The organism is Streptomyces sp. NEAU-sy36 (assembly GCF_013423905.1).
In the GTDB taxonomy this organism is placed as follows: Bacteria; Actinomycetota; Actinomycetes; order Streptomycetales; family Streptomycetaceae; genus Streptomyces; species Streptomyces misionensis.
In genome coordinates, this window is sequence record NZ_CP058977.1 from 8,306,494 (window position 1) to 8,324,693 (window position 18,200).

The 18,200-nt window shown below is 73.4% G+C and carries 13 protein-coding genes and 2 pseudogenes; 10 read left to right on the forward strand and 5 right to left on the reverse strand.

The features are described from left to right. Positions 1-99 precede the first annotated feature (99 nt). Both HZZ00_RS36640 and HZZ00_RS36645 read left to right on the forward strand, forming a co-directional pair. A complete protein-coding gene (locus tag HZZ00_RS36640) occupies positions 100-2,472 on the forward strand; it encodes a DUF6049 family protein (RefSeq protein ID WP_180330288.1) in 2,373 nt (790 codons plus the stop codon). Between the two features lie 46 nt (positions 2,473-2,518). Next, positions 2,519-2,698: pseudogene (locus HZZ00_RS36645) on the forward strand (hypothetical protein); the annotation flags it as partial. Here HZZ00_RS36645 and HZZ00_RS36650 read toward each other — a convergent pair. Continuing rightward, positions 2,675-3,250, reverse strand: a pseudogene (locus HZZ00_RS36650) (helix-turn-helix domain-containing protein); the annotation flags it as partial. The pseudogenes HZZ00_RS36645 and HZZ00_RS36650 overlap by 24 nt on opposite strands. A 112-nt stretch (positions 3,251-3,362) precedes the next feature. On the opposite strand from HZZ00_RS36650, the gene HZZ00_RS36655 reads away from it, so the two are divergent. Continuing rightward, positions 3,363-3,539, forward strand: a complete 177-nt coding sequence (locus tag HZZ00_RS36655) for a hypothetical protein (RefSeq protein WP_180330289.1) — start codon at positions 3,363-3,365, stop codon at positions 3,537-3,539. A 43-nt stretch (positions 3,540-3,582) separates the two neighbouring features. Then, positions 3,583-4,827 carry an amidohydrolase gene (locus tag HZZ00_RS36660; RefSeq protein WP_180330290.1) on the forward strand — a complete coding sequence of 415 codons (1,245 nt, stop codon included), beginning with the start codon at positions 3,583-3,585 and terminating at the stop codon, positions 4,825-4,827. Between the two features lie 6 nt (positions 4,828-4,833). Here the strand turns inward: HZZ00_RS36660 and HZZ00_RS36665 are convergent, their stop codons facing one another. Together HZZ00_RS36665 and HZZ00_RS36670 are read right to left on the reverse strand one after the other, a co-directional pair. Then, complete coding sequence (locus HZZ00_RS36665; RefSeq protein ID WP_180330291.1) at positions 4,834-6,228, reverse strand: hypothetical protein; 1,395 nt, start codon at positions 6,226-6,228, stop codon at positions 4,834-4,836. 86 nt (positions 6,229-6,314) lie between these two features. Beyond that, positions 6,315-7,535, reverse strand: coding sequence for a PP2C family protein-serine/threonine phosphatase (locus HZZ00_RS36670; protein ID WP_180330292.1), 1,221 nt, complete (start codon positions 7,533-7,535; stop codon positions 6,315-6,317). A 189-nt stretch (positions 7,536-7,724) separates the two neighbouring features. Here HZZ00_RS36670 and HZZ00_RS36675 point away from each other — a divergent pair, with 189 nt between their 5' ends. Both HZZ00_RS36675 and HZZ00_RS36680 read left to right on the forward strand, forming a co-directional pair. Continuing rightward, positions 7,725-8,207 carry a hypothetical protein gene (locus tag HZZ00_RS36675; protein WP_180330293.1) on the forward strand — a complete coding sequence of 161 codons (483 nt, stop codon included), beginning with the start codon at positions 7,725-7,727 and terminating at the stop codon, positions 8,205-8,207. A 79-nt stretch (positions 8,208-8,286) separates the two neighbouring features. After that, complete coding sequence (locus HZZ00_RS36680; protein WP_180330294.1) at positions 8,287-9,222, forward strand: hypothetical protein; 936 nt, start codon at positions 8,287-8,289, stop codon at positions 9,220-9,222. Here HZZ00_RS36680 and HZZ00_RS36685 read toward each other — a convergent pair. After that, positions 9,110-10,477, reverse strand: coding sequence for a PLP-dependent aminotransferase family protein (locus HZZ00_RS36685; RefSeq protein WP_180330295.1), 1,368 nt, complete (start codon positions 10,475-10,477; stop codon positions 9,110-9,112). The two genes, HZZ00_RS36680 and HZZ00_RS36685, sit on opposite strands and share 113 nt — an antisense overlap. A 100-nt stretch (positions 10,478-10,577) precedes the next feature. On the opposite strand from HZZ00_RS36685, the gene HZZ00_RS36690 reads away from it, so the two are divergent. The 4 genes from HZZ00_RS36690 to HZZ00_RS36705 all read left to right on the forward strand — a co-directional run bounded on the left by HZZ00_RS36690 (position 10,578) and on the right by HZZ00_RS36705 (position 16,297). Then, the gene (locus tag HZZ00_RS36690) at positions 10,578-11,369 is read left to right on the forward strand and encodes an alpha/beta fold hydrolase (RefSeq protein ID WP_180330296.1); all 792 of its coding nucleotides are present in this window, start codon (positions 10,578-10,580) and stop codon (positions 11,367-11,369) included. A 98-nt stretch (positions 11,370-11,467) separates the two neighbouring features. Continuing rightward, positions 11,468-13,630 carry a VWA domain-containing protein gene (locus HZZ00_RS36695; protein WP_180330297.1) on the forward strand — a complete coding sequence of 721 codons (2,163 nt, stop codon included), beginning with the start codon at positions 11,468-11,470 and terminating at the stop codon, positions 13,628-13,630. A 136-nt stretch (positions 13,631-13,766) separates the two neighbouring features. After that, positions 13,767-15,482, forward strand: a complete 1,716-nt coding sequence (gene metG / locus HZZ00_RS36700; RefSeq protein WP_180330298.1) for a methionine--tRNA ligase — start codon at positions 13,767-13,769, stop codon at positions 15,480-15,482. Between the two features lie 110 nt (positions 15,483-15,592). Then, positions 15,593-16,297, forward strand: a complete 705-nt coding sequence (locus HZZ00_RS36705) for a hypothetical protein (protein WP_180330299.1) — start codon at positions 15,593-15,595, stop codon at positions 16,295-16,297. Between the two features lie 56 nt (positions 16,298-16,353). On the opposite strand, the gene aspS is transcribed toward HZZ00_RS36705, so the two are convergent. Further along, entirely contained in the window at positions 16,354-18,117 is a 1,764-nt protein-coding gene (aspS, locus tag HZZ00_RS36710; RefSeq protein ID WP_180330300.1) for an aspartate--tRNA ligase, read from the reverse strand. Between the last annotated feature and the right edge of the window lie 83 nt (positions 18,118-18,200).

Genomic DNA, 18,200 nt, shown 5'->3' on the forward strand with positions numbered 1-18,200 from the left:
TGTGACGGAGACCGCGGCACTTCCGCTCGGCGCGCATCGTTACCATGCGGGGACGCACATTCCGACGACCACTGACGACGACGAGGGACGGGCGAGCGCGTGGCCGAGGCGGCTGACTTCCAGGGGACCAGTGCCTCACCTGCGCGCCGCTGGCTGCGGCGCACCGGAGCGCTGCTCGCCGGGGCGCCACTGCTGGCCGGGCTGCTCCAGCTGCCCGCCGCCGCGCCCGCCCAGGCCGCGTCCGGGGACCCCGTGTCGGTCTCCCTGGACTCACTGACCCCCAACGCCCCCACCGACGGCGACACCCTGACCGTCTCCGGCACGGTGACCAACAACGGCAAGCAGACCGTCACCGGTGCCCACGTGGGTCTGCGGGTCGGCCCGATGCTGAACACCCGCTCGGAGATCAGCGCGGTGGCCCGCCATCCCGACGATCTCCAGGGCGCCGCCGGCACCGAGGTCGGCGGCAAGTACGAGCAGAAGTTCACCAAGCTGGCGCCGGGCGTCGCCGAGCACTTCAGCATCTCCGTCCCGGTGGACAAGCTGGACCTCGGCGCGGACGGCGTCTATGAATTCGGGGTCGGCCTGTCCGGGCAGACCTCCGCACAACCCTGGCAGCAGTTGCTCGGCGTGCAGCGGACCTTCCTGCCGTGGCAGCCGTCCGACGCCGGCACCAAGACGCGGACGACGTTCCTGTGGCCCCTGCTGTCCACCGTCCATCTGACGGCCAGGACCGGCGCCGGGGAGCTGCAGACGCCCGAGTTCCTCAACGACGACCTGGCCAAGGAGCTGGCGCCGGGCGGCCGCCTGGCCAGGATGGTCGAACTGGGCAAGGACCTGGACGTCACCTGGGTGATCGACCCGGACCTGCTGGCCTCCGTGGACGCCATGGCATCCGGCAACTACCAGCTGCCGGGCGACGGCGACACCACCACGCCCGGACCCAAGGACCACCAGGCGCTCGCCAAGCAGTGGCTGGCCGATCTGCAGAAGGCGGTCGTGGGCAAGGAGGTGGTCGCGCTGCCCTTCGCCGACCCGGACCTGGCCTCCCTCGCCCACCGCGGCACCAGCGTCACCGGCTCCCTGAGCCATCTCAAGGACGCCACCGACGTCGCCGCCACCACCGTCAAGACCGTGCTCCACGTCACACCGAGCACGGACTACGCCTGGCCCGTGGACGGCGCCGTGGATCCCTCGATCATGAGGGTCGCGACCTCCGCCGGTGCCGACCGGGTGATCGCCCGCAGCGACAGCCTCCAGGACACCGCCGGGCTGTCGTACACCCCCTCGGCGGCCCGCCCGGTCGGCGGTGGCACCACGGCGATCGTCGCGGACGCCAAGCTGTCCACGGCCTTCGAGGGCGATCTGACCAAGGCGGGGCCGGCCACGCTCGCCGTGCAGCAGTTCCTGGCCCAGAGCCTGGAGATCAACGCCCAGACCGACCAGCAGCGCAGCATCGTCGTCGCACCGCAGCGCATGCCCACCGCGGACCAGGCGCAGGCGATGGCCACGGCGGTGAAGGCGCTCCAAGGCGGCACGTGGTCCCAGGCCCAGGACCTGACAGCCGCGGCCAAGGCCAAGCCCGACCCGAACGCCACCACGCGCATCCCATCGACCTCCGCCTACCCCTCCGCCCTGCGCCGCCAGGAGCTGCCGGTCTCCGCCTTCGGGCAGATCGCCCGCACCCAGGACAAGCTCGACAACTTCCAGGTGATCCTCTCCGACCAGTCCCGTGTGGTGACCCCGTTCGGGCGGGCCATAAACCGCGGGATGTCCACGTCGTGGCGGGGCCAGGAAGAGGCGGGCGACAGTTACCGCAGCGGGGTCGAGTCGTGGCTCGACGACCTGGCCCGGCAGGTCAAGCTGATCGACAAGTCCGAGACCAAGCTCTCCGGACGCAGCGCGACCATCCCGGTGACCGTCCAGAACAACCTGGTCCAGCCGGTCGGTCATCTGGTGCTGCGCCTCAGCTCGACCATGCCGACCCGTCTGAAGATCGGCGGCAAGGCCTACGCGGAGCAATCCGTCGACATCGCCGGCGGCCACGCCCAGTCGGTGAAGTTCAGCACGTCGGCCAACGCCAACGGCCGGGCGACGGTGATCGCCCAGCTGTACACCGAGGACGGCCAGGAGTACGGCGCTCCCGTCACCTTCGACGTGAAGGTCACCGAGGTCACGCCCACGGTGATGCTGGTCATCGGCGGCGGTGTGCTGCTCCTCGTCCTCGCCGGCTTCCGGATGTACACCCAGCGCAAGCGCGCGGCCGCCCGCCAGGCCGGGGAGGGCGGACCGGGCGAGGCGGGGGAGCACTCCGACGAGCCGGGGAACCCCGGCGGGCCCGGGGACCGTCTCCCGGGGGAGTCCGACTCCACCTCCGGGGCAGACGACCCGGAGCAGCCGAGTGACCCTGCGCCGGACACCGCACCGGAAAGCACCGACCCGTCCGGGACGGGTGAGAGAGTGGACCGTTGAGCGATGTCGTGGCCGGTGGGCCCGGGACGATGAGGTGGGGTAAGGCATGAACGCGCCGTACGACGGTGACCGCGGCCAGGGCGCGGCCGGCTCGGGCTACCCCGAGACGCCGCCCGACCCCGGCCAGGTGCCGCCGCAGCAAGCGGCGGACATGTACCTCCAGGACGCCTACGAGCAGGACCCCTACCGGGCGCACGACCTGACCGCCCAGGACCCGGTCGCCGAGGGTGGTCTCCAGCAGGTAGACGGCGTAACGGAGTTCGCCGGCCAGGTAGTGGGCGACCGCGCGGCCGCGCACGGCGGGGGCGCGGGCCGCCGGGGAGGCGTCGGCGAGCTGTTCCTCGGCCCGCTCGAAGTGGGTCCGGGCATCCGTCAACGCGCCCGTCTCCAGCGCGCATTCGCCGAGCCCCAGCAGCGCGGCGGCCTGTTCGGGAACGAGTGCGTGCGCCTCCGCCTCGGCCAGCAGGTCCGCGTAGCGCGCCGCCGCCTCCTCGGCCCGGCCGTCGGCCAGCAGCCGCTGCGCCTCGGTCAGCCGCAGCCGCAGCTTTGTGGCGAGGTGGGCGGGGCGGCCCAGCGCCAGTTCCTCGAAGCTCACGCCGAGCCGGTCCGCGATGTGCCGCAGCGCCTCGTCGGAGGCGCGCACCCGGCCCGCCTCCAGGGTGGAGATGTACGCCGGGGTGTAGGCCGGCTCCGCCAGTTGCCGCTGGGTGAGCCCGCGCTGGGCGCGCAACTGCTGCACCCGTCGTCCCACCGTTCCCGGATCGTCCCTTTCCCGCACCACCGGCACCCCCAACTCCCCTTGTCCGCCTTGCTGTTCGGCTCCCGCTGCCTCTAGGTTAAACGGCGGGTTAAACCTGCTTAATACGCCGCTGTCGTGTTGTGAGGTCGCCGTGTCCGGACGTACACCCGGTTCCCGCGGGAATTCCACCGCGCGCAGGGCCGTCGCCGCCGCCGTGGTCGCCGCCACCTCGCTCATCCTCGCGGCCAACGCCGGCCCGGCCCGCGCCACGGCACCGGCCGCTCCCGCCGTGCGGACCACCGCTGAGGCGCCGGCGTCCCGGCACTGAACAACCGGTGTCGGAAACCACGGGACCCGCCTACCCTGCCCGCATGACCTCTGCCGCCGCCCGCACCGCGCTGGACCTCACCGCCGACCTCCCGGTCGCCGGCCTGGAGGACCTCTACCGCGATCTGCACCGCCACCCCGAGCTGTCCCTGCGCGAACACCGCACCGCCGGCAAGCTGGCCGGCCGGCTGGCGGACGCGGGGTTCGAGACGGCCGAGGGCGTCGGCGGCACCGGGGTCGTGGGCCGGCTGGCCAACGGCGACGGCCCGACCGTGCTGCTGCGCGCCGACATGGACGCGCTGCCGGTTCCGGAGGCGACCGGACTGCCGTACGCCTCCGCCACGGACGGGGTGATGCACGCCTGCGGCCACGATCTGCACGTCACCTGGCTGGCCGGGGCCGCGGCCGCGCTGGCGCGGGGGCGGGACACCTGGCGCGGCACGCTGCTGGTGGTGGGGCAGCCCGCCGAGGAGACCGGGCAGGGCGCCCAGCGGATGCTGGCGGACGGGCTGTACGAGCGGTTCGGGCGGCCCGACGTGCTGCTCGGCCAGCATGCCGCGCCGGGCCCGGCGGGGCTGTACCCGCACGCGCCGGGACTGATCATGTCCGCCGCGACGGACGTGGACATCGTGGTGTACGGCAGGGGCGGGCACGGCTCGCGCCCGGAGGCGACGGTGGACCCGGTGGTGACCGCCGCCTACCTCGTCACCCGGCTTCAGACGGTGGTCTCCCGGGAGGTCGCGGCGGGCGAGTCCGCGGTGCTGACGGTGGGCCGGATCGAGGCGGGCACCCGGCACAACATCATCCCCGGCGAGGCGCGCATCGCGCTCAACCTGCGCACCCAGTCCGAGGCGGTACGGCAGCGGATGCTGGCCGCGATCCGGCGCATCGCCCAGGGCGAGTGCCTGGCCGCCGGCTGCCCCCGCGAGCCCGACGTCACCCTCGGCAACACCTTCCCGATGACCGTGAACGACGCGGACACCGACCGGACCGTGGCCGCCGTGCACGGCGAGGTCTTCGGCGCGGGCACGGTGTTCGACCCGGGCCCGGCGATGGGCAGCGAGGACTTCCCGGAGTTCTCGCTGAACAGCGCCATCCCCTACTCGTACTGGTTCGTCACCACCACGCCCGCCGACGTCTGGGACCTCGCGTCCGGCGACACCCTCGCCGAGAAGCTCGCCGCCGTCCCCAGCAACCACAGCCCCCGCTTCGCCCCCGACCCGGCCACCGTCGCCCCGGGCGTGCGGACCCTGGTGTCGGGGGCACTGGCGCTGCTGTCGGAGGCGTGAGCCGGGTCAGGTCCGCTGCAACTCGCGCAGCTGCCGCCGTACGTCCTCCAGCGCGCCCTGCCTGCGCCCCGGCACCCTGGAGCGCAGCTCCGCGAGCGCGGGCCCCAGTTCACGGGCCCGCGCGGTGTCGCCGATACGGCCCCACTGGTGGTGCGCCCGGTCGACGGCGGCCTCCACGGCGGGCGCGTCGGGGGCCTGCCCCGCCGCGAGCCTGGTCTCGGCCACCGTCATCCAGCCCCGGCAGCTGCGCCCCGCGTCCCCCGCGAACATCGCGAGGTCGGCGCGCACCTCGGCCCAGTGCAGCGCGTCCTCGGACGCCGGCCCGTGCTCCCCGACGGCCGCCTCCTGGAGCCGCGCCGCGATCGCGTCGGCCTCCTCGTGCCGCCCGTCCCGCACGGCGTCACTGATGGCGACGTGCGGATCGCCCCCGGCCTCCGGGAGCCCGTCCGCAGGGGCCGGCGGCGGAGCGGCGGAGCCCTCCGCCCGCGCGTCGTCCCCCGGCCCCCCGCCCGCGCCGGGCTCCGCCGGCCCGGCCACGCCCGCGTCCCCGGCCACATCCCCGGCGTCGGCCGCCGCGCCGGAATCCGGCCGGACCGCGTCGGCGGACACGGGACCGGAACCGCCGGCCGGCACCGCGTCCGGCGCGTCCGTCCGCGGCCCCGGGATCGCCCCGGTCCCCGCATACCCGCCGGGGTGCCCGGCGTCCGCCACCGCGCCGAACCCGCCGGCCGGCACGGCGGGGCCCGTCCACCCGGGACCGGCGTACGCGGCGACCTGGGGCGGTCCCAGGAGGACGTTGACGGAGGTCTCCTCCGCGATCCGGGCGAGGGCCTGGTGGTGGAGTTCGTCCAGCGGCGGGCGGTGACCGCTGCGCAGCAGGGTGGCGACCGTCTTCATGTACGTCGGCTCGGCCGGCCCCCGGCGTCCGGGCGGCGGTGCGACGCGGCCGTAGACCGCGGCCGTGCGGCCCGCGTCCAGCGGCTGTTCGTGCAGGTGCCGCCAGGCCTCCGGGTCCGCGTGCAGATCGAGGAGGAGCGCGGTCTGCCCCGGCGGCCGCAGCCGCAGCTCCTCGCGGATCCAGTGCCAGGGCAGCGCGGTGTAGCGGACCGTGGCCGGCGTGGTGCGGGCCAGCGCGAGGTGCGGCAGCCGCTGCCGGCGGTCCAGGTGCAGCTGGCCGGTGAGGTACACGGTGAGCGGCCCCGGCGCGGCCGCCGCGGCCCGCAGCCGGGTCAGCACGCCCTGCGGGTCCACCGGGTCCGCGAGTTCCACGACGTTGGCGGTGTCGGTGCCGGACAGCACGGCGGGGGCGACGGCGGCCAGCACCGGCAGCACGGAGGCCGCGTCCACCAGGCGTCCCCGGCCCAGCGGCGCGGCCGCGAGCAGCAGCACGGTTCCGGGCATGGTCCCTCCCCCTGTAGGCCCTGCGGTCCCTGTGGATCCGCACTCTCCCGCCAGCACCGTAACCGCTGCGACCGCCCCGACGCGCCTCAGGACGCCGAACTTCCCCGTTCCGGGTCGTCGCCCGCCCACACCCGCTCCGCCAGCCATCCCTCGCTGTCCCACCCCGGGAACACCGCCGGCCGCGGTCCTTCGTCACCGGCCGGGAGGCGGCGCAGCGCGAAGATCGTGGTGTCGTCCGCCAGCACGCCCCCGCTGTGCCGCCGGACACCCTCGTGGACGCGGCGCACCAGGCGCTGGGGCTCGGCGCAGCACGGATCGGCCACGACGGCTTCGGCGACGTCGCCGACCAGGTCGTAGAACTCGCCGTGGCGGTCCCGGGCCTCGGTCACCCCGTCCGTGACCAGCAGCAGCGTCTCGTCCTCGGCCAGCGGTACCTGGTGCACCGGCGGCAGCCCGCCGACCAGGTCGCTCAGGCCGACCGGCAGTCCGTCCCCGCAGGACAGCTCGCGCACCCCGCGCGGGCCGACCACGAGCGGCGCCTCGTGCCCGAAGTTGACGATCTCGACCGTGTCGGGGGCGTCCCGGGAGAAGGCGACCAGCACCGCGGTGGCGAACCGGTCCCCGTCGCGGCGGCCGATCGCGGTGGCGTGGATCCGCAGCCGCAGCATCCGGATCTCCAGGCGCTCGGCGACCGTCCCGAGATCCTTCTCGTAGTAGCCCGCCTCGCGGAAGCTGCCGAGCAGCGCGGCCGCCGCCTCCACCGCGCCCGTCCCCTTCCCCTGGACGTCCCCGACCAGCACCCGGGTGCCGTACGGCCCGGGCTGGATGTCGTAGAAATCGCCTCCGACCTGCGCCTCCACGTCGGCGGGGAAGTACGCGCCCGCCTGTTCGAGGCCCGCCCAGCGCTCGGGCAGCGGGCGCAGCACGGCCCGTACCGTGGCCGCCGCGACGTCCTCCATGCGCAGCATGTGCCGCTCCTGGCGCACCCGCAGGGCCGAGACCACCGTGGCCAGCGCACCGCCGAGCGCGACCAGGAGGAAGTCGGCGAAGCCCGCCCTGTACTGGTCCGGCCAGGCGTTGTCCACCAGCACGTACGCCACCAGCGACACCACGCAGAAGCAGGCCGTGGTGCGCACCCCGCAGACCGCGGCGGCGATGCCGGGCACCAGCACGATCCAGGAGACGAACCGGTACTCCGCACCCGTGTTGAAGTCCAGCAGCACGATGCCGACGAGCAGCAGCAACGGCAGCAGCCAGGCGTAACCCTGTCCGCAGAGCCGCCGTCGGCGGTGCCGCTCGTACGTCATCCGGTTCACATCGGCCGAGTCTCCAGGTTCGGTCGACAAACACGGGTAAAGGGGCACGCATCCGGGCACCCCCGCTCCGGTCTCGCGGGGCGGTCCGGTCTGCCGGGGTTCCGCCGTCCGAGTTGCCGGGGCGGGCGCACAGGTGTGCATTGGAAGGCGAACGGGGGGCGAGGAGAGAGGAGTGCTCACATGACCCATGCGGCACCCGCACCCGGTGGCATCCCCCGGCGCGCCCCGGCGCCCGAGGTGCAGGCCGCCACCTCCCCCGACCAGCGCCGTACCCCCGATGTCTTCGACGCCCGCACCCACCGGATCGGCCGGATCGCGGTCCCGGTGGTGCTGGGCCTGATCTACGGCTTCTGGGTCGCGGAGATAAACCGCTCCGGCGGCCCGGTCACCGGCTGGAACCTTCTGCTCGCCTTCGCCAGCTTCCTCGTCTTCGCCGTGCTGTGCAGCGCCCTGCTGGCGCTGGCCCCACGGATGATCCGGGAGGTGCACGCGCTGCTGTGGACGGCGTTCGTCGGCTGCGCGTTCGGCTTCCTGTACAGCCAGGCCGGCCATTCCGTCGCCCGGACCGCGCTGATTTCGCTGCTGGTCGCGGCGGCCACCTTCATCGTCTTCTTCTACCGGTACTACACCCGCGAGGACGCCTTCGGACGGCGGATCCGCTGAGGCCGCGCCCCCGTGCGGCGGTCGCCCGGACGGGCGCCCCCCGGTAGCGTCCCGGCCCCGCGGGCCGTTGCCTGAAAGGGTGCCGCAACGCCTCAGGAGCGCCCTGTCGGCCGTACTGATCACCCTGTCCTGCCTGCTCGTGCCGTTCGGCGCGCTGGCGGTCTGGGCGGCGTACGGGCTCACCGACACGGGCCGGTACGTCACCACGATGGCCCCGCTCGCCACCGACCCGGACGTGCGGGAGGCCGTCGCGAACGCCGTCGGGGACAGCCTGCTCCACGAGGTGGACCACCGGCTGGACGTCGGCCCGCTGCGGGGCTCGGTGCGCCCGTTCGTGCACGACGCGGTGCGCTCCTTCACCCAGACCGAGGCCTTCCGGCTGGCCTGGGACACCGGCAACCGGGTCACCCACGACGCGGTGCTGCGGGCGCTGCGCGACGATCGCGACGACGCGGCCGCCGAGCCGGTCACCGTCGACCTCGCCCCCGTCACCGCCCAGGTCAAACAGCAGCTCAGCGACGAGCACATACCGCTCGCCGCCCGTATCCCGGTGCAGCACACCACTGTCGCCGTGCTCCCGGCCGACGAACTGACGTCGCTCCGAAAGGGGTTCCACGTGCTCGAAGTCGCCGGATTCTGGCTGCCGGTGGCGGCCGTGGCCTTCGCGGCCGCGGGGATCGCCCTGGCCGTCCGCCGCCGCCGGGCCATCGCCGCGACCGCGCTGGGCACCGCCCTCGGCGGCGCGCTGCTCGGTCTCGCCGTGGCGATCGGCCGCCGACTCACCCTCGCCGACCTGCCCGCCGACGTGCCCCGCCCGGCCGCCGGCGCCGTCTACGACGCCCTGACCGGCACCCTGCGCACGGTCTCCTGGCTGCTGCTCGGCCTCGGCCTCACGGTGGCCCTCACCACCTGGCTGACCCGGAATCTGCGCCCCGCCCGGCTCGTGCGACGGTGGCGAGGGTCTCCAGAGCCCGCGCCAGCGTCGGCTCCGGAACCGAACCGAGCCCAAGCCTGACCGCGTCCGGGGCACGGCCGGGCCCCACCGAGAAGGCCGTACCGGGCGTGACCGCGATCCCGTGTTCGCGCGCGGCCGCCGTGAAGGTGTCCGCGCGCCACGGCGCGGGCAGCTGCCACCAGGCGAAACAGGCGGCCGGGTCGGAGCGCACCGCGAAGCCGGCCAGCTTCTCGGCGACCAGCCGCTGCCGGCGCGCCGCGTCCCGCCGCTTCGCGGCCACCAGCCGGTCCACGGTTCCCTCGGCGAGCCAGCGCACGGCCGCCGCCAGCGCGAACCCGCCCGCGCTCCACCCCCCGGCCCGGACGGCCCGCGCCACCGCCTCGCCCCGCCCCCGCGGTACGACGACGAACCCGACGGTGAGACCGGGCGCGACCCGTTTGGACAGCCCGTCCACGAGGTGGACGAGGTCCGGCGCGAGCGCGGCCAGCGGCGGGACCCGGTGCGGTCCCGGCTCCAGGAAGGACCAGATCCGGTCCTCGACGACCGGTATCCCCAGCCTGTGGACGACGTCCGCCAGCTCGGCGCGCCGGGGGGCTCCCATGGTCAGCGCGGTCGGGTTGTGCAGGGTCGGCTGGAGGTAGAGGGCGGCCAGCGGCGCGGTGCGGTGGAGGGCGGCGACGGACTGCGGGCGGACGCCCTCCTCGTCCATGGCGAGCGGCACCAGACTCAGCCCGAGCCGGCCGGCGATCTCCTTGACCAGCGGATAGGTGAGCGGCTCCACCCCGACCCGGTCGCCGGGGCGGGCCAGCGAGGCGAGCGCGGCGGCGATCGCCTGCCGGCCGTTCCCGGTGAACAGGATCCGCGCCGGGTCGGCGCGCACCCCGCCCTCGTCGAGCAGCGCGGCGAACGCCTCCCGAGCGGCCGGCGTACCGGCGGCCCCGGCCGGCCGCAGCGCGTCCCCGAGCGCGTCCGGCCGCAGCAGCGGCGCGAGCGTCCGGGCCAGTGCCTCCGACTGCCCCGCCGCCTCCGGGTAGTTCAGCTCCAGGTTCACCGGCGGTGCCCCGGCCGCCGCCTCGGTCAGGGCGTGTCCCGGCTGTCCGTCCGGGGCGGTGGCCCGCACGAAGGTGCCCCGCCCGACCTCGCCCACCACCAGTCCCCGGCGCACGAGTTCGGCGTACACCCGCCCCGCCGTGGAGGGCGCGAGCCCGTGCCGCCGCGCGAAGGCGCGCTGCGGCGGCAGCCGCTGCCCCGGGCGCAGCCGCCCGCTCGCGATGTCGGCGGCTATCCGGTCGGCGATCCGCCGAAAGTCGTTCATCGGTCCCCCTGTTGGTCTGGCACGTCGGCCGAGCCCGCGATTGCACCGAGGGCAAAGATCTTATTGCACCGAGCAGTTGGGCCCGCCTAGGGTCGATCACATGCCCCCGTACCTCGCGTTCACCGACAAATGCCGTGATTCCGCTTCCGCCGGTTGCCCCCTGGTGCTGATCCACGGACACCCCTTCGACCGCACGATGTGGGACCCGCAGGTGGCGGAGTTCTCCGCCGGCCGCCGGGTCGTCGCCCCCGACCTGCGCGGCTACGGCGCCTCACCGGTCACTCCCGGCAAGGTCCCGCTCTCCCGCCACGCCGAGGACGTGGCCGAACTCCTCGACTTCCTGGGCGTCGACACCTTCGTGCTGGCCGGGCTGTCGATGGGCGGCCAGATCGCCATGGAGTGCCACGACCGCTTCGGCGACCGGATCCGGGGCCTGGTCCTCGCGGACACCTTCGCCGAGCCGGAGACCCCCGAGGGCGTACGGAACCGCAACGCGATGGCGGACCGGCTGCTCGCGGAGGGGATGCGCGGCTACGCCGACGAGGTGCTGGACCGCATGGTCGCGCCGTACGCGCGCGCGGAGGTCAAGGCGCACGTCCACGGCATGATGACCGCGACGGCCGCCCCGGGCGCGGCGGCGTCCCTGCGCGGGCGGGCCGAACGCCCCGACTACCGGGGCCTGCTGACACGGGTGACGGTCCCCGCGCTGGTGGTGGTGGGTGCCGACGACACCTACACCCCCGTCGCCGACGCCGAGTCCCTGGCGCGATCCCTCCCCGATTCCACCCTGGAGGTCGTCGAGGGGGCGGCCCATCTGCCCAATCTGGAGCGGCCCGAGGAGTTCAACCGGGTGCTGGGGGATTTCCTGGCACGCGTCGACGGTGCGCCGTGAGGGTTCGGGGCCACACCGCGGACATCCAGGGCCGCTAACCTTACGTGTCCGTCCTGGCCAGCGATTGACGGTGTCACCTCACGCGAAGGGTTGCACACATGGGCATTCTCACTCTCCTGCGGAACGCATTCGGCCGCTCACGCAAGTCCCGAGCCGCCGAGGCAGAGGGTGCGACGGCCCAGCCCCCGGCCGAGCCGGCGCAGTCGGTGGAGCCGGTGGAGCCGGTGGAGGCGGTGGAGCCGGTTTCGGCCGAGCCGACGCCGACGGTTCCGGAACCCCGCGACCCGGCCGCTCCCGAGCCGACGGCGACGGTCCCCGAGCCCCGCGACTCCTCCGCCGGGGAACACGAACTGGTGTCCGCCGCCTTCGACAAGGTCCGGGTACCGAACCCCTCGGCCCCGGCGGACGACGCACCCGACGCGTCGACCACCGAGACGACGACTTCCGAACGGACGCCCGCCACCGAGGAGACCGGGCGGGCGGCCGAGCCGGTGGCGGAGACCGACGCGGAGACCGAGCGGGGCACGGGGGCCGGGGCCGAAGGTGACACCGAGGCCGAGGTGGAGGCGGAGGCCGAGGTCGACGCCGTTGCCGGGGCGGAGGCCGACACCGACACCGAGGCGAAGGCGGACGTGCCTGTCGAGGACGACGCCGTTGCCGAGGCCGAGGCGGACGCCGTGACGGCTGCCGAGGGCGAGTCCGAGCCGACCGGCGAGACCGAGGCGGAGGTGACCGCTGAGCCGGAGGTGACCGCTGAGCCGGAAACCGACACCGAGGCGGTGGAACCCGAGGCCGGGGCCGAGACCAGCGCCGAGGCGCAGGGCGAAGAAGCGCCGACGACGGAACCCGCACCGGCGGACGAGGTGACCCCGCAGGCGCCGTCCCCCCTGGACGAGCCGGAGACCACCGAGTCGGGCGAGCCCCGGGCAAAGGCGACCGCCGAGGAAGAGGCGGCGGAACCCGCACCGGCCCCGGAAGACGCGGACGCCCCGGCGGCCATGCCGGAGACATCGGAGGCCGAGGCCGTCCCCGCGGAGCCGACGCAGACCGCGGACGCGGAGTCGGTCACCGAGACCGAGGAGACGGTGACCGAGGAGGAGCCAGCCGCGGCTGAGCCGGAAACGGCGGCCACCGCCGAAGCCGAGTCCACCGAGGGGACCGCCGCCCCCGAGGCCGAAGCCGCAACCGCCGAGGCGGAACCGGAGTCGGACGCCGCAGCCGCCGAGGCCGAGCCCACCGGGACCGAGCCGGAAACGGCGACCACCGAAGCGGCCACGCCCGCCCAGGAGACCGCCACCCCCGACGCCGAGACCGAGCGAGAGCCGGCAGCCGCACCCGCCGAGACGGAACCGGAACCCGTCGCCGCCGAGACGGAGCCGGAGCCCGCAACCGTCGAAACCGAGCCGGAGACGAAGGCGGCACCCGCCGAAACCGAGCCGGAGACGAACGCGGCACCCGCCGAGCCCGCGCCCGCCGCGACGACCTCCGAAGCCGCACCCGCCGAGCCCGCGCCCGGCCAGGAGGCCGTCACCGCCGACAGCGAGCCCGCCGAGCCGGTCGCCCCGGAGGCACCCGCCGACGACGCCGGCCGGGCCGCCGCCACTCCCCTCCCCGCCGTCCAGGCCGTCGCCCCCGCCCTCGCCACGGCCTACACCGCCGCCGTCGAGCCGCTCGCGAAGACCGACCTCACCGGGACCCGCGCGAAGCTCTACCTCGTGCTGGACCGCTCCGCCAGCATGCGGCCGTACTACAAGGACGGCTCCGCGCAGGCCCTCGCCGACCAGGCCCTCGCCCTCGCGGCTCACCTGGACCCCGAGACCACGGTCCACACCGTCTTCTTCTCCACGGAGGTCGACGGCAGCACCGATCTGACCCTCGCCCCGGACCACGCGACGAGGATCGACGACGTCCACGCGGGCCTCGGCCGGATGGGCCGGACCAGCTACCACGCCGCCGTGGAGGCCGTGCTCGCCCACTACGACGAGCACGTCGCCCCCGGCACCCCGGCGCTGGTGGTGTTCCAGACCGACGGCGCCCCGGACGCCAAGACGCCCGCGACCCAGGCCCTCACCGCCGCGGCGAAGAGCCACCCCACGGTCTTCTTCTCCTTCGTCGCGTTCGGTGAGCACGACAACAAGGCGTTCGACTACCTGCGCAAGCTGAAGACCCCCAACACCGCCTTCTTCCACGCGGGCCCCACCCCCCGCGAACTGACCGACGCGGAGCTGTACGAGGGCGTACTCGCCACCTGGCGGCCGTGAGCACGCCGTAGTCCCGGCCCGCCCCGTCCAGCCACCGGCCGCCCCCTTCCCACCCTGTAAAACGGGAAGCGGGCGGCCCACCTGTCTCGGCTACCATTTCAAGGTTCGTAAAACAACCCGACCTGGGAGCAGCCGGATGGCTCGACACCTCATCACCAGCGCCCTTCCGTACATCAACGGGATCAAGCACCTGGGCAACATGGTGGGGTCCATGCTCCCGGCGGACGTGTACTCCCGGTACCTCCGCCAGCGCGGCCACGACGTCCTCTACATCTGCGCCACCGACGAGCACGGCACCCCCGCCGAGCTGGCGGCCAAGGAGCAGGGCCTGCCGGTGGACGAGTTCTGCGCGCAGGCGCACGACGCCCAGAAGGCCGTCTACGACGGATTCGCGCTGGCCTTCGACTACTTCGGCCGCAGCTCCAGCCCGGAGAACCGCGAGATCACCCAGCACTTCGCCCGCAAGCTGAACGAGAACGGCTTCATCGAGGAGCGGGCGATCCGCCAGGTCTACAGCCCGGCCGACGGCCGCTTCCTGCCGGACCGCTACGTCGAGGGCACCTGCCCGCACTGCGGCTACGACAAGGCCCGCGGCGACCAGTGCGAGAACTGCACCCGCGTGCTGGACCCGACCGACCTGATCAACCCGCGCAGCGCGATCTCCGGCTCCACGGACCTGGAGGTCCGCGAGACCAAGCACCTCTTCCTGCTCCAGTCCAAGCTCCAGCACGAGGTCGAGGAGTGGGTGGCCCGGCATGAGGCCGACTGGCCGCAGCTGGCCGCCTCCATCGCCCGCAAGTGGCTGACCGAGGGCCTGCACGACCGGGCGATCACCCGCGACCTGGACTGGGGCGTCCCTGTCCCGGCGGACACCTGGCCGGAGCTGGCGGCCGAGGGCAAGGTCTTCTACGTCTGGTTCGACGCCCCGATCGAGTACATCGGCGCCACGAAGGAGTGGGCGGACCAGGACCCGGAGAACCGGGACTGGAAGTCCTGGTGGTACGACGTCGACACCCAGGTCCGCTACACGGAGTTCATGGCCAAGGACAACGTCCCGTTCCACACGGTGATGTTCCCGGCCACGGAGCTGGGCGTGCGCGAGCCGTGGAAGAAGGTCGATTACGTCAAGGCCTTCAACTGGCTGACGTACTACGGCGGCAAGTTCTCCACCTCGCAGAAGCGGGGCGTCTTCACCGACCAGGCCCTCGACATCCTGCCCGCCGACTACTGGCGCTACTTCCTGATCGCCAACGCGCCGGAGTCGGACGACTCGTCCTTCACCTGGGAGCACTTCACCGCCACGGTGAACAAGGACCTGGCCGACACCCTCGGCAACTTCGTCAACCGCGTGCTGTCCTTCTCCCGCAAGCGCTTCGGCGACGAGGTCCCGGCCGGCGGCGAACCGGGCGAGGCGGAGGCGAAGCTCGGCGAGGAGATCGCGGCGCTGCTCGCGGAGTACGAGTCGCAGATGGAGGCACTCCAGTTCCGCAAGGCCGCGGCCGCTCTGCGCGCCCTGTGGTCGGCCGGAAACTCCTACCTGGAGGAGAAGGCCCCCTGGCTGGAGATCAAGACCGACAAGGACGGCGCGGCCCTCACCCTGCGCACCGCGATGAACCTCATCCACCTCTACGCGGTCGTCTCCGAGCCCCTGATCCCGGCCACCTCGGCGGCCATGCGCGGCGCCTTCGACCTCCCGGCCGACACCGCGACCTGGGTCACCTCGGACGAGGCCAAGGCCCTCGCCTCCGTCCCGTCCGGCACCGCCTTCACGGTCCCGCCGGTCCTGTTCGCCAAGCTGACGGACGAGGACCTGGCCACCTACAAGGAGCGCTTCGGCGGCCAGGAAGGCTGAGCAGGCCCGCCTGGGACACCCCCCGCCCGAAGGACCCGGAAGCCACACCGCTCCCGGGTCCTTCCCGCATCCGCCGTCACCGGCGGCCCGTCTGGCAGAGTACGGATGCCGTGAACCTTCCCGAACCCCACCGGCGGCTCCTCGCGGACGCCGTCACCGCGGGCGGACCGTACGGTCTGGTGCTCGCCGGCGGCTACGCCCTCCAGGCGCACGGACTGGTCCGGCGCCCGCACGCCAACGTGGACCTCGCCACCGAGAGCGGCGAGCCCATGGACCGCCTCGCCGGTGCCCTCGCCGCCGCCCTGGAGGCGCGCGGCCGTACCGTGCGCCCCGGCGCGGCCACCGAGCGCACCGCGCAGCTGACCGTCACCGACCCGCCGACCGGCGAGCCCTGCGTCCTCGCCCTGCACAAGGAGAGTCTGTGGGGGCCGCCGGACCTCACCGAGTACGGCCCCACCCTCTGTCTGGAGGACGCCGTCGGCACGAAGATCCGCGCCCTCTACGACCGGGGCGCTGCCGTCGACCTGATCGACGCCGAAGCGGCGGCGGCCCGTTTCTCCCTGCCCGGTCTGGAGGAGCTGGGGCGCCGGCACGCCCATGACGTCTTCGACCTGCCCACCCTCCAGTCCCGGCTGACCGGCACTGACTTCTACTCCGACGCCCAGTTCACCCGCTACGGCCTGGACGAGGCGGCGCTCACCGAGCTGCGCGCCTGGGCGCAGCGGTGGTCCGACGACATCGCCGAACGGCTGCTGGAGGACGGTGCCTCACCCGACACGGAAGGCGGGGAGGAGGAAGCGGAGGACGCCGAATGACGGCGAAACGCCCGGGACCCCAAGGGCCCCGGGCGTTTCGACGACCACCGGAGATACTACTTCGGCTGCGGCTTCCTGATCTCCAGGTGCAGCTCGCGCAGGCGGGCCTCCTCCAGCTCCGTCGGGGCGCCCATCATCAGGTCCTGGGCGTTGCCGTTGAGCGGGAAGGCGATCGTCTCGCGGATGCTGGGCTCGTCCGCGAGGAGCATGACGATGCGGTCCACGCCGGGGGCGATGCCACCGTGCGGCGGGGCGCCGAAGCGGAACGCGCGCAGCATGCCCGCGAACTTCTCCTCGACGGTCTCCCGGTCGTAGCCCGCGATCTCGAAGGCCTTGAGCATGATCTCCGGCTCGTGGTTCCGGATCGCGCCGGAGGACAGCTCGACACCGTTGCAGACGATGTCGTACTGCCAGCCCAGGATGTCCAGCGGGTCCTGGGTCTGAAGGGCCTCCAGACCGCCCTGCGGCATCGAGAAGGGGTTGTGCGAGAAGTCGATCGCGCCGGTCTCCTCGTCCTTCTCGTACATCGGGAAGTCGACGATCCAGCAGAAGCGGAAGACGTTCTCCTCGAACTGGCCGGCGCGCTTGGCGGCCTCGACGCGGACCCCGCCCATGATCTTCGAGACCTCGTCGTACTCGCCCGCGCCGAAGAAGACGGCGTGGCCGGGGGCCAGCGAGAGGCGCTTGGTCAGCTCGGCGACGTTCTCCTCGGTGAGGAACTTCGCGATCGGGCCGGACAGCGTGCCGTCCTCGCCGACCCGGACCCAGGCCAGGCCCTTGGCGCCCAGCGAGACCGCGTAGTCACCGAGCTGGTCGAAGAACTTGCGCGGCTGGTCCTGGACCGCCGGCACCGGCAGCGCGCGCACGTGCTTGCCGGCGAACGCCTTGAACTCCGAGCCCTCGAAGACATCGGTGATGTCCACCAGCTCCAGCTTGGCGCGCAGGTCCGGCTTGTCGGAGCCGTACTTCAGCATCGCCTCGCGGAACGGGATCCGCGGGAAGGGGGAGGTGACGTGGCGGCCGCCGCCGAACTCCTCGAAGAGTTCCGTCATCAGCTGCTCGATCGGCTGGAAGACGTCCTCCTGCTCGACGAAGCTCATCTCGACGTCGAGCTGGTAGAACTCGCCCGGCGAGCGGTCGGCGCGGGCGTCCTCGTCGCGGAAGCAGGGCGCGATCTGGAAGTAGCGGTCGAAGCCGGAGATCATCAGCAGCTGCTTGAACTGCTGCGGAGCCTGCGGCAGGGCGTAGAACTTGCCGGGGTTCAGCCGGGAGGGGACGACGAAGTCGCGGGCGCCCTCGGGGGAGGTCGCGGACAGGATCGGCGTCGCCATCTCGTTGAAGCCGAGCGCGGTCATCTTGTGGCGGATCGCGGAGATGACCGCCGTGCGCAGCATGATGTTGCGGTGCATGCGCTCGCGGCGCAGGTCGAGGAAGCGGTACTCCAGGCGCCGCTCCTCGTTGACGCCGTCCTCGGCGTTGATGGTGAAGGGCAGCGGCTGGGCAGCGCCGAGCAGCTCGACCTCGGTCACCTCGACCTCGATCTCGCCGGTCGGCAGGTCGGGGTTCACGTTCTCGGTTCCACGTGAAACGACCTTGCCGTCGACGCGGACCGTGGACTCCTTGGAGAGCTTGTCCAGGGCCTCGTAGGCGGGCGTGCCGGGGCGGGCGACCAGCTGCGTGATGCCGTAGTGGTCGCGCAGATCGATGAAGAGGATGCCGCCCAGGTCGCGCCGATTGTGCAGCCAGCCACTGAGCCGGACGTCGGTGCCGACGTCAGAGGCGCGGAGCTGGCCGCAGGTGTGGGACCTGTACCGATGCATCGTCGTTCATCGTCCTTCGCGGATTGAGTTGGTGATCACCGGGGTTGCCGCCCCCAGCTGAACCAAGGGTACCGGCCACCCCA

Excerpts from the sequence above, each read along its gene's own strand:
- HZZ00_RS36660 (WP_180330290.1), top strand. The coding sequence starts at position 3,583 with ATGACCTCTGCCGCCGCCCGCACCGCGCTGGACCTCACCGCCGACCTC.
- HZZ00_RS36665 (WP_180330291.1), bottom strand. The coding sequence starts at position 6,228 with ATGCCCGGAACCGTGCTGCTGCTCGCGGCCGCGCCGCTGGGCCGGGGA.
- HZZ00_RS36670 (WP_180330292.1), bottom strand. The coding sequence starts at position 7,535 with ATGACGTACGAGCGGCACCGCCGACGGCGGCTCTGCGGACAGGGTTAC.
- HZZ00_RS36675 (WP_180330293.1), top strand. The coding sequence starts at position 7,725 with ATGACCCATGCGGCACCCGCACCCGGTGGCATCCCCCGGCGCGCCCCG.
- HZZ00_RS36685 (WP_180330295.1), bottom strand. The coding sequence starts at position 10,477 with ATGAACGACTTTCGGCGGATCGCCGACCGGATAGCCGCCGACATCGCG.
- HZZ00_RS36690 (WP_180330296.1), top strand. The coding sequence starts at position 10,578 with ATGCCCCCGTACCTCGCGTTCACCGACAAATGCCGTGATTCCGCTTCC.
- HZZ00_RS36695 (WP_180330297.1), top strand. The coding sequence starts at position 11,468 with ATGGGCATTCTCACTCTCCTGCGGAACGCATTCGGCCGCTCACGCAAG.
- metG (WP_180330298.1), top strand. The coding sequence starts at position 13,767 with ATGGCTCGACACCTCATCACCAGCGCCCTTCCGTACATCAACGGGATC.
- aspS (WP_180330300.1), bottom strand. The coding sequence starts at position 18,117 with ATGCATCGGTACAGGTCCCACACCTGCGGCCAGCTCCGCGCCTCTGAC.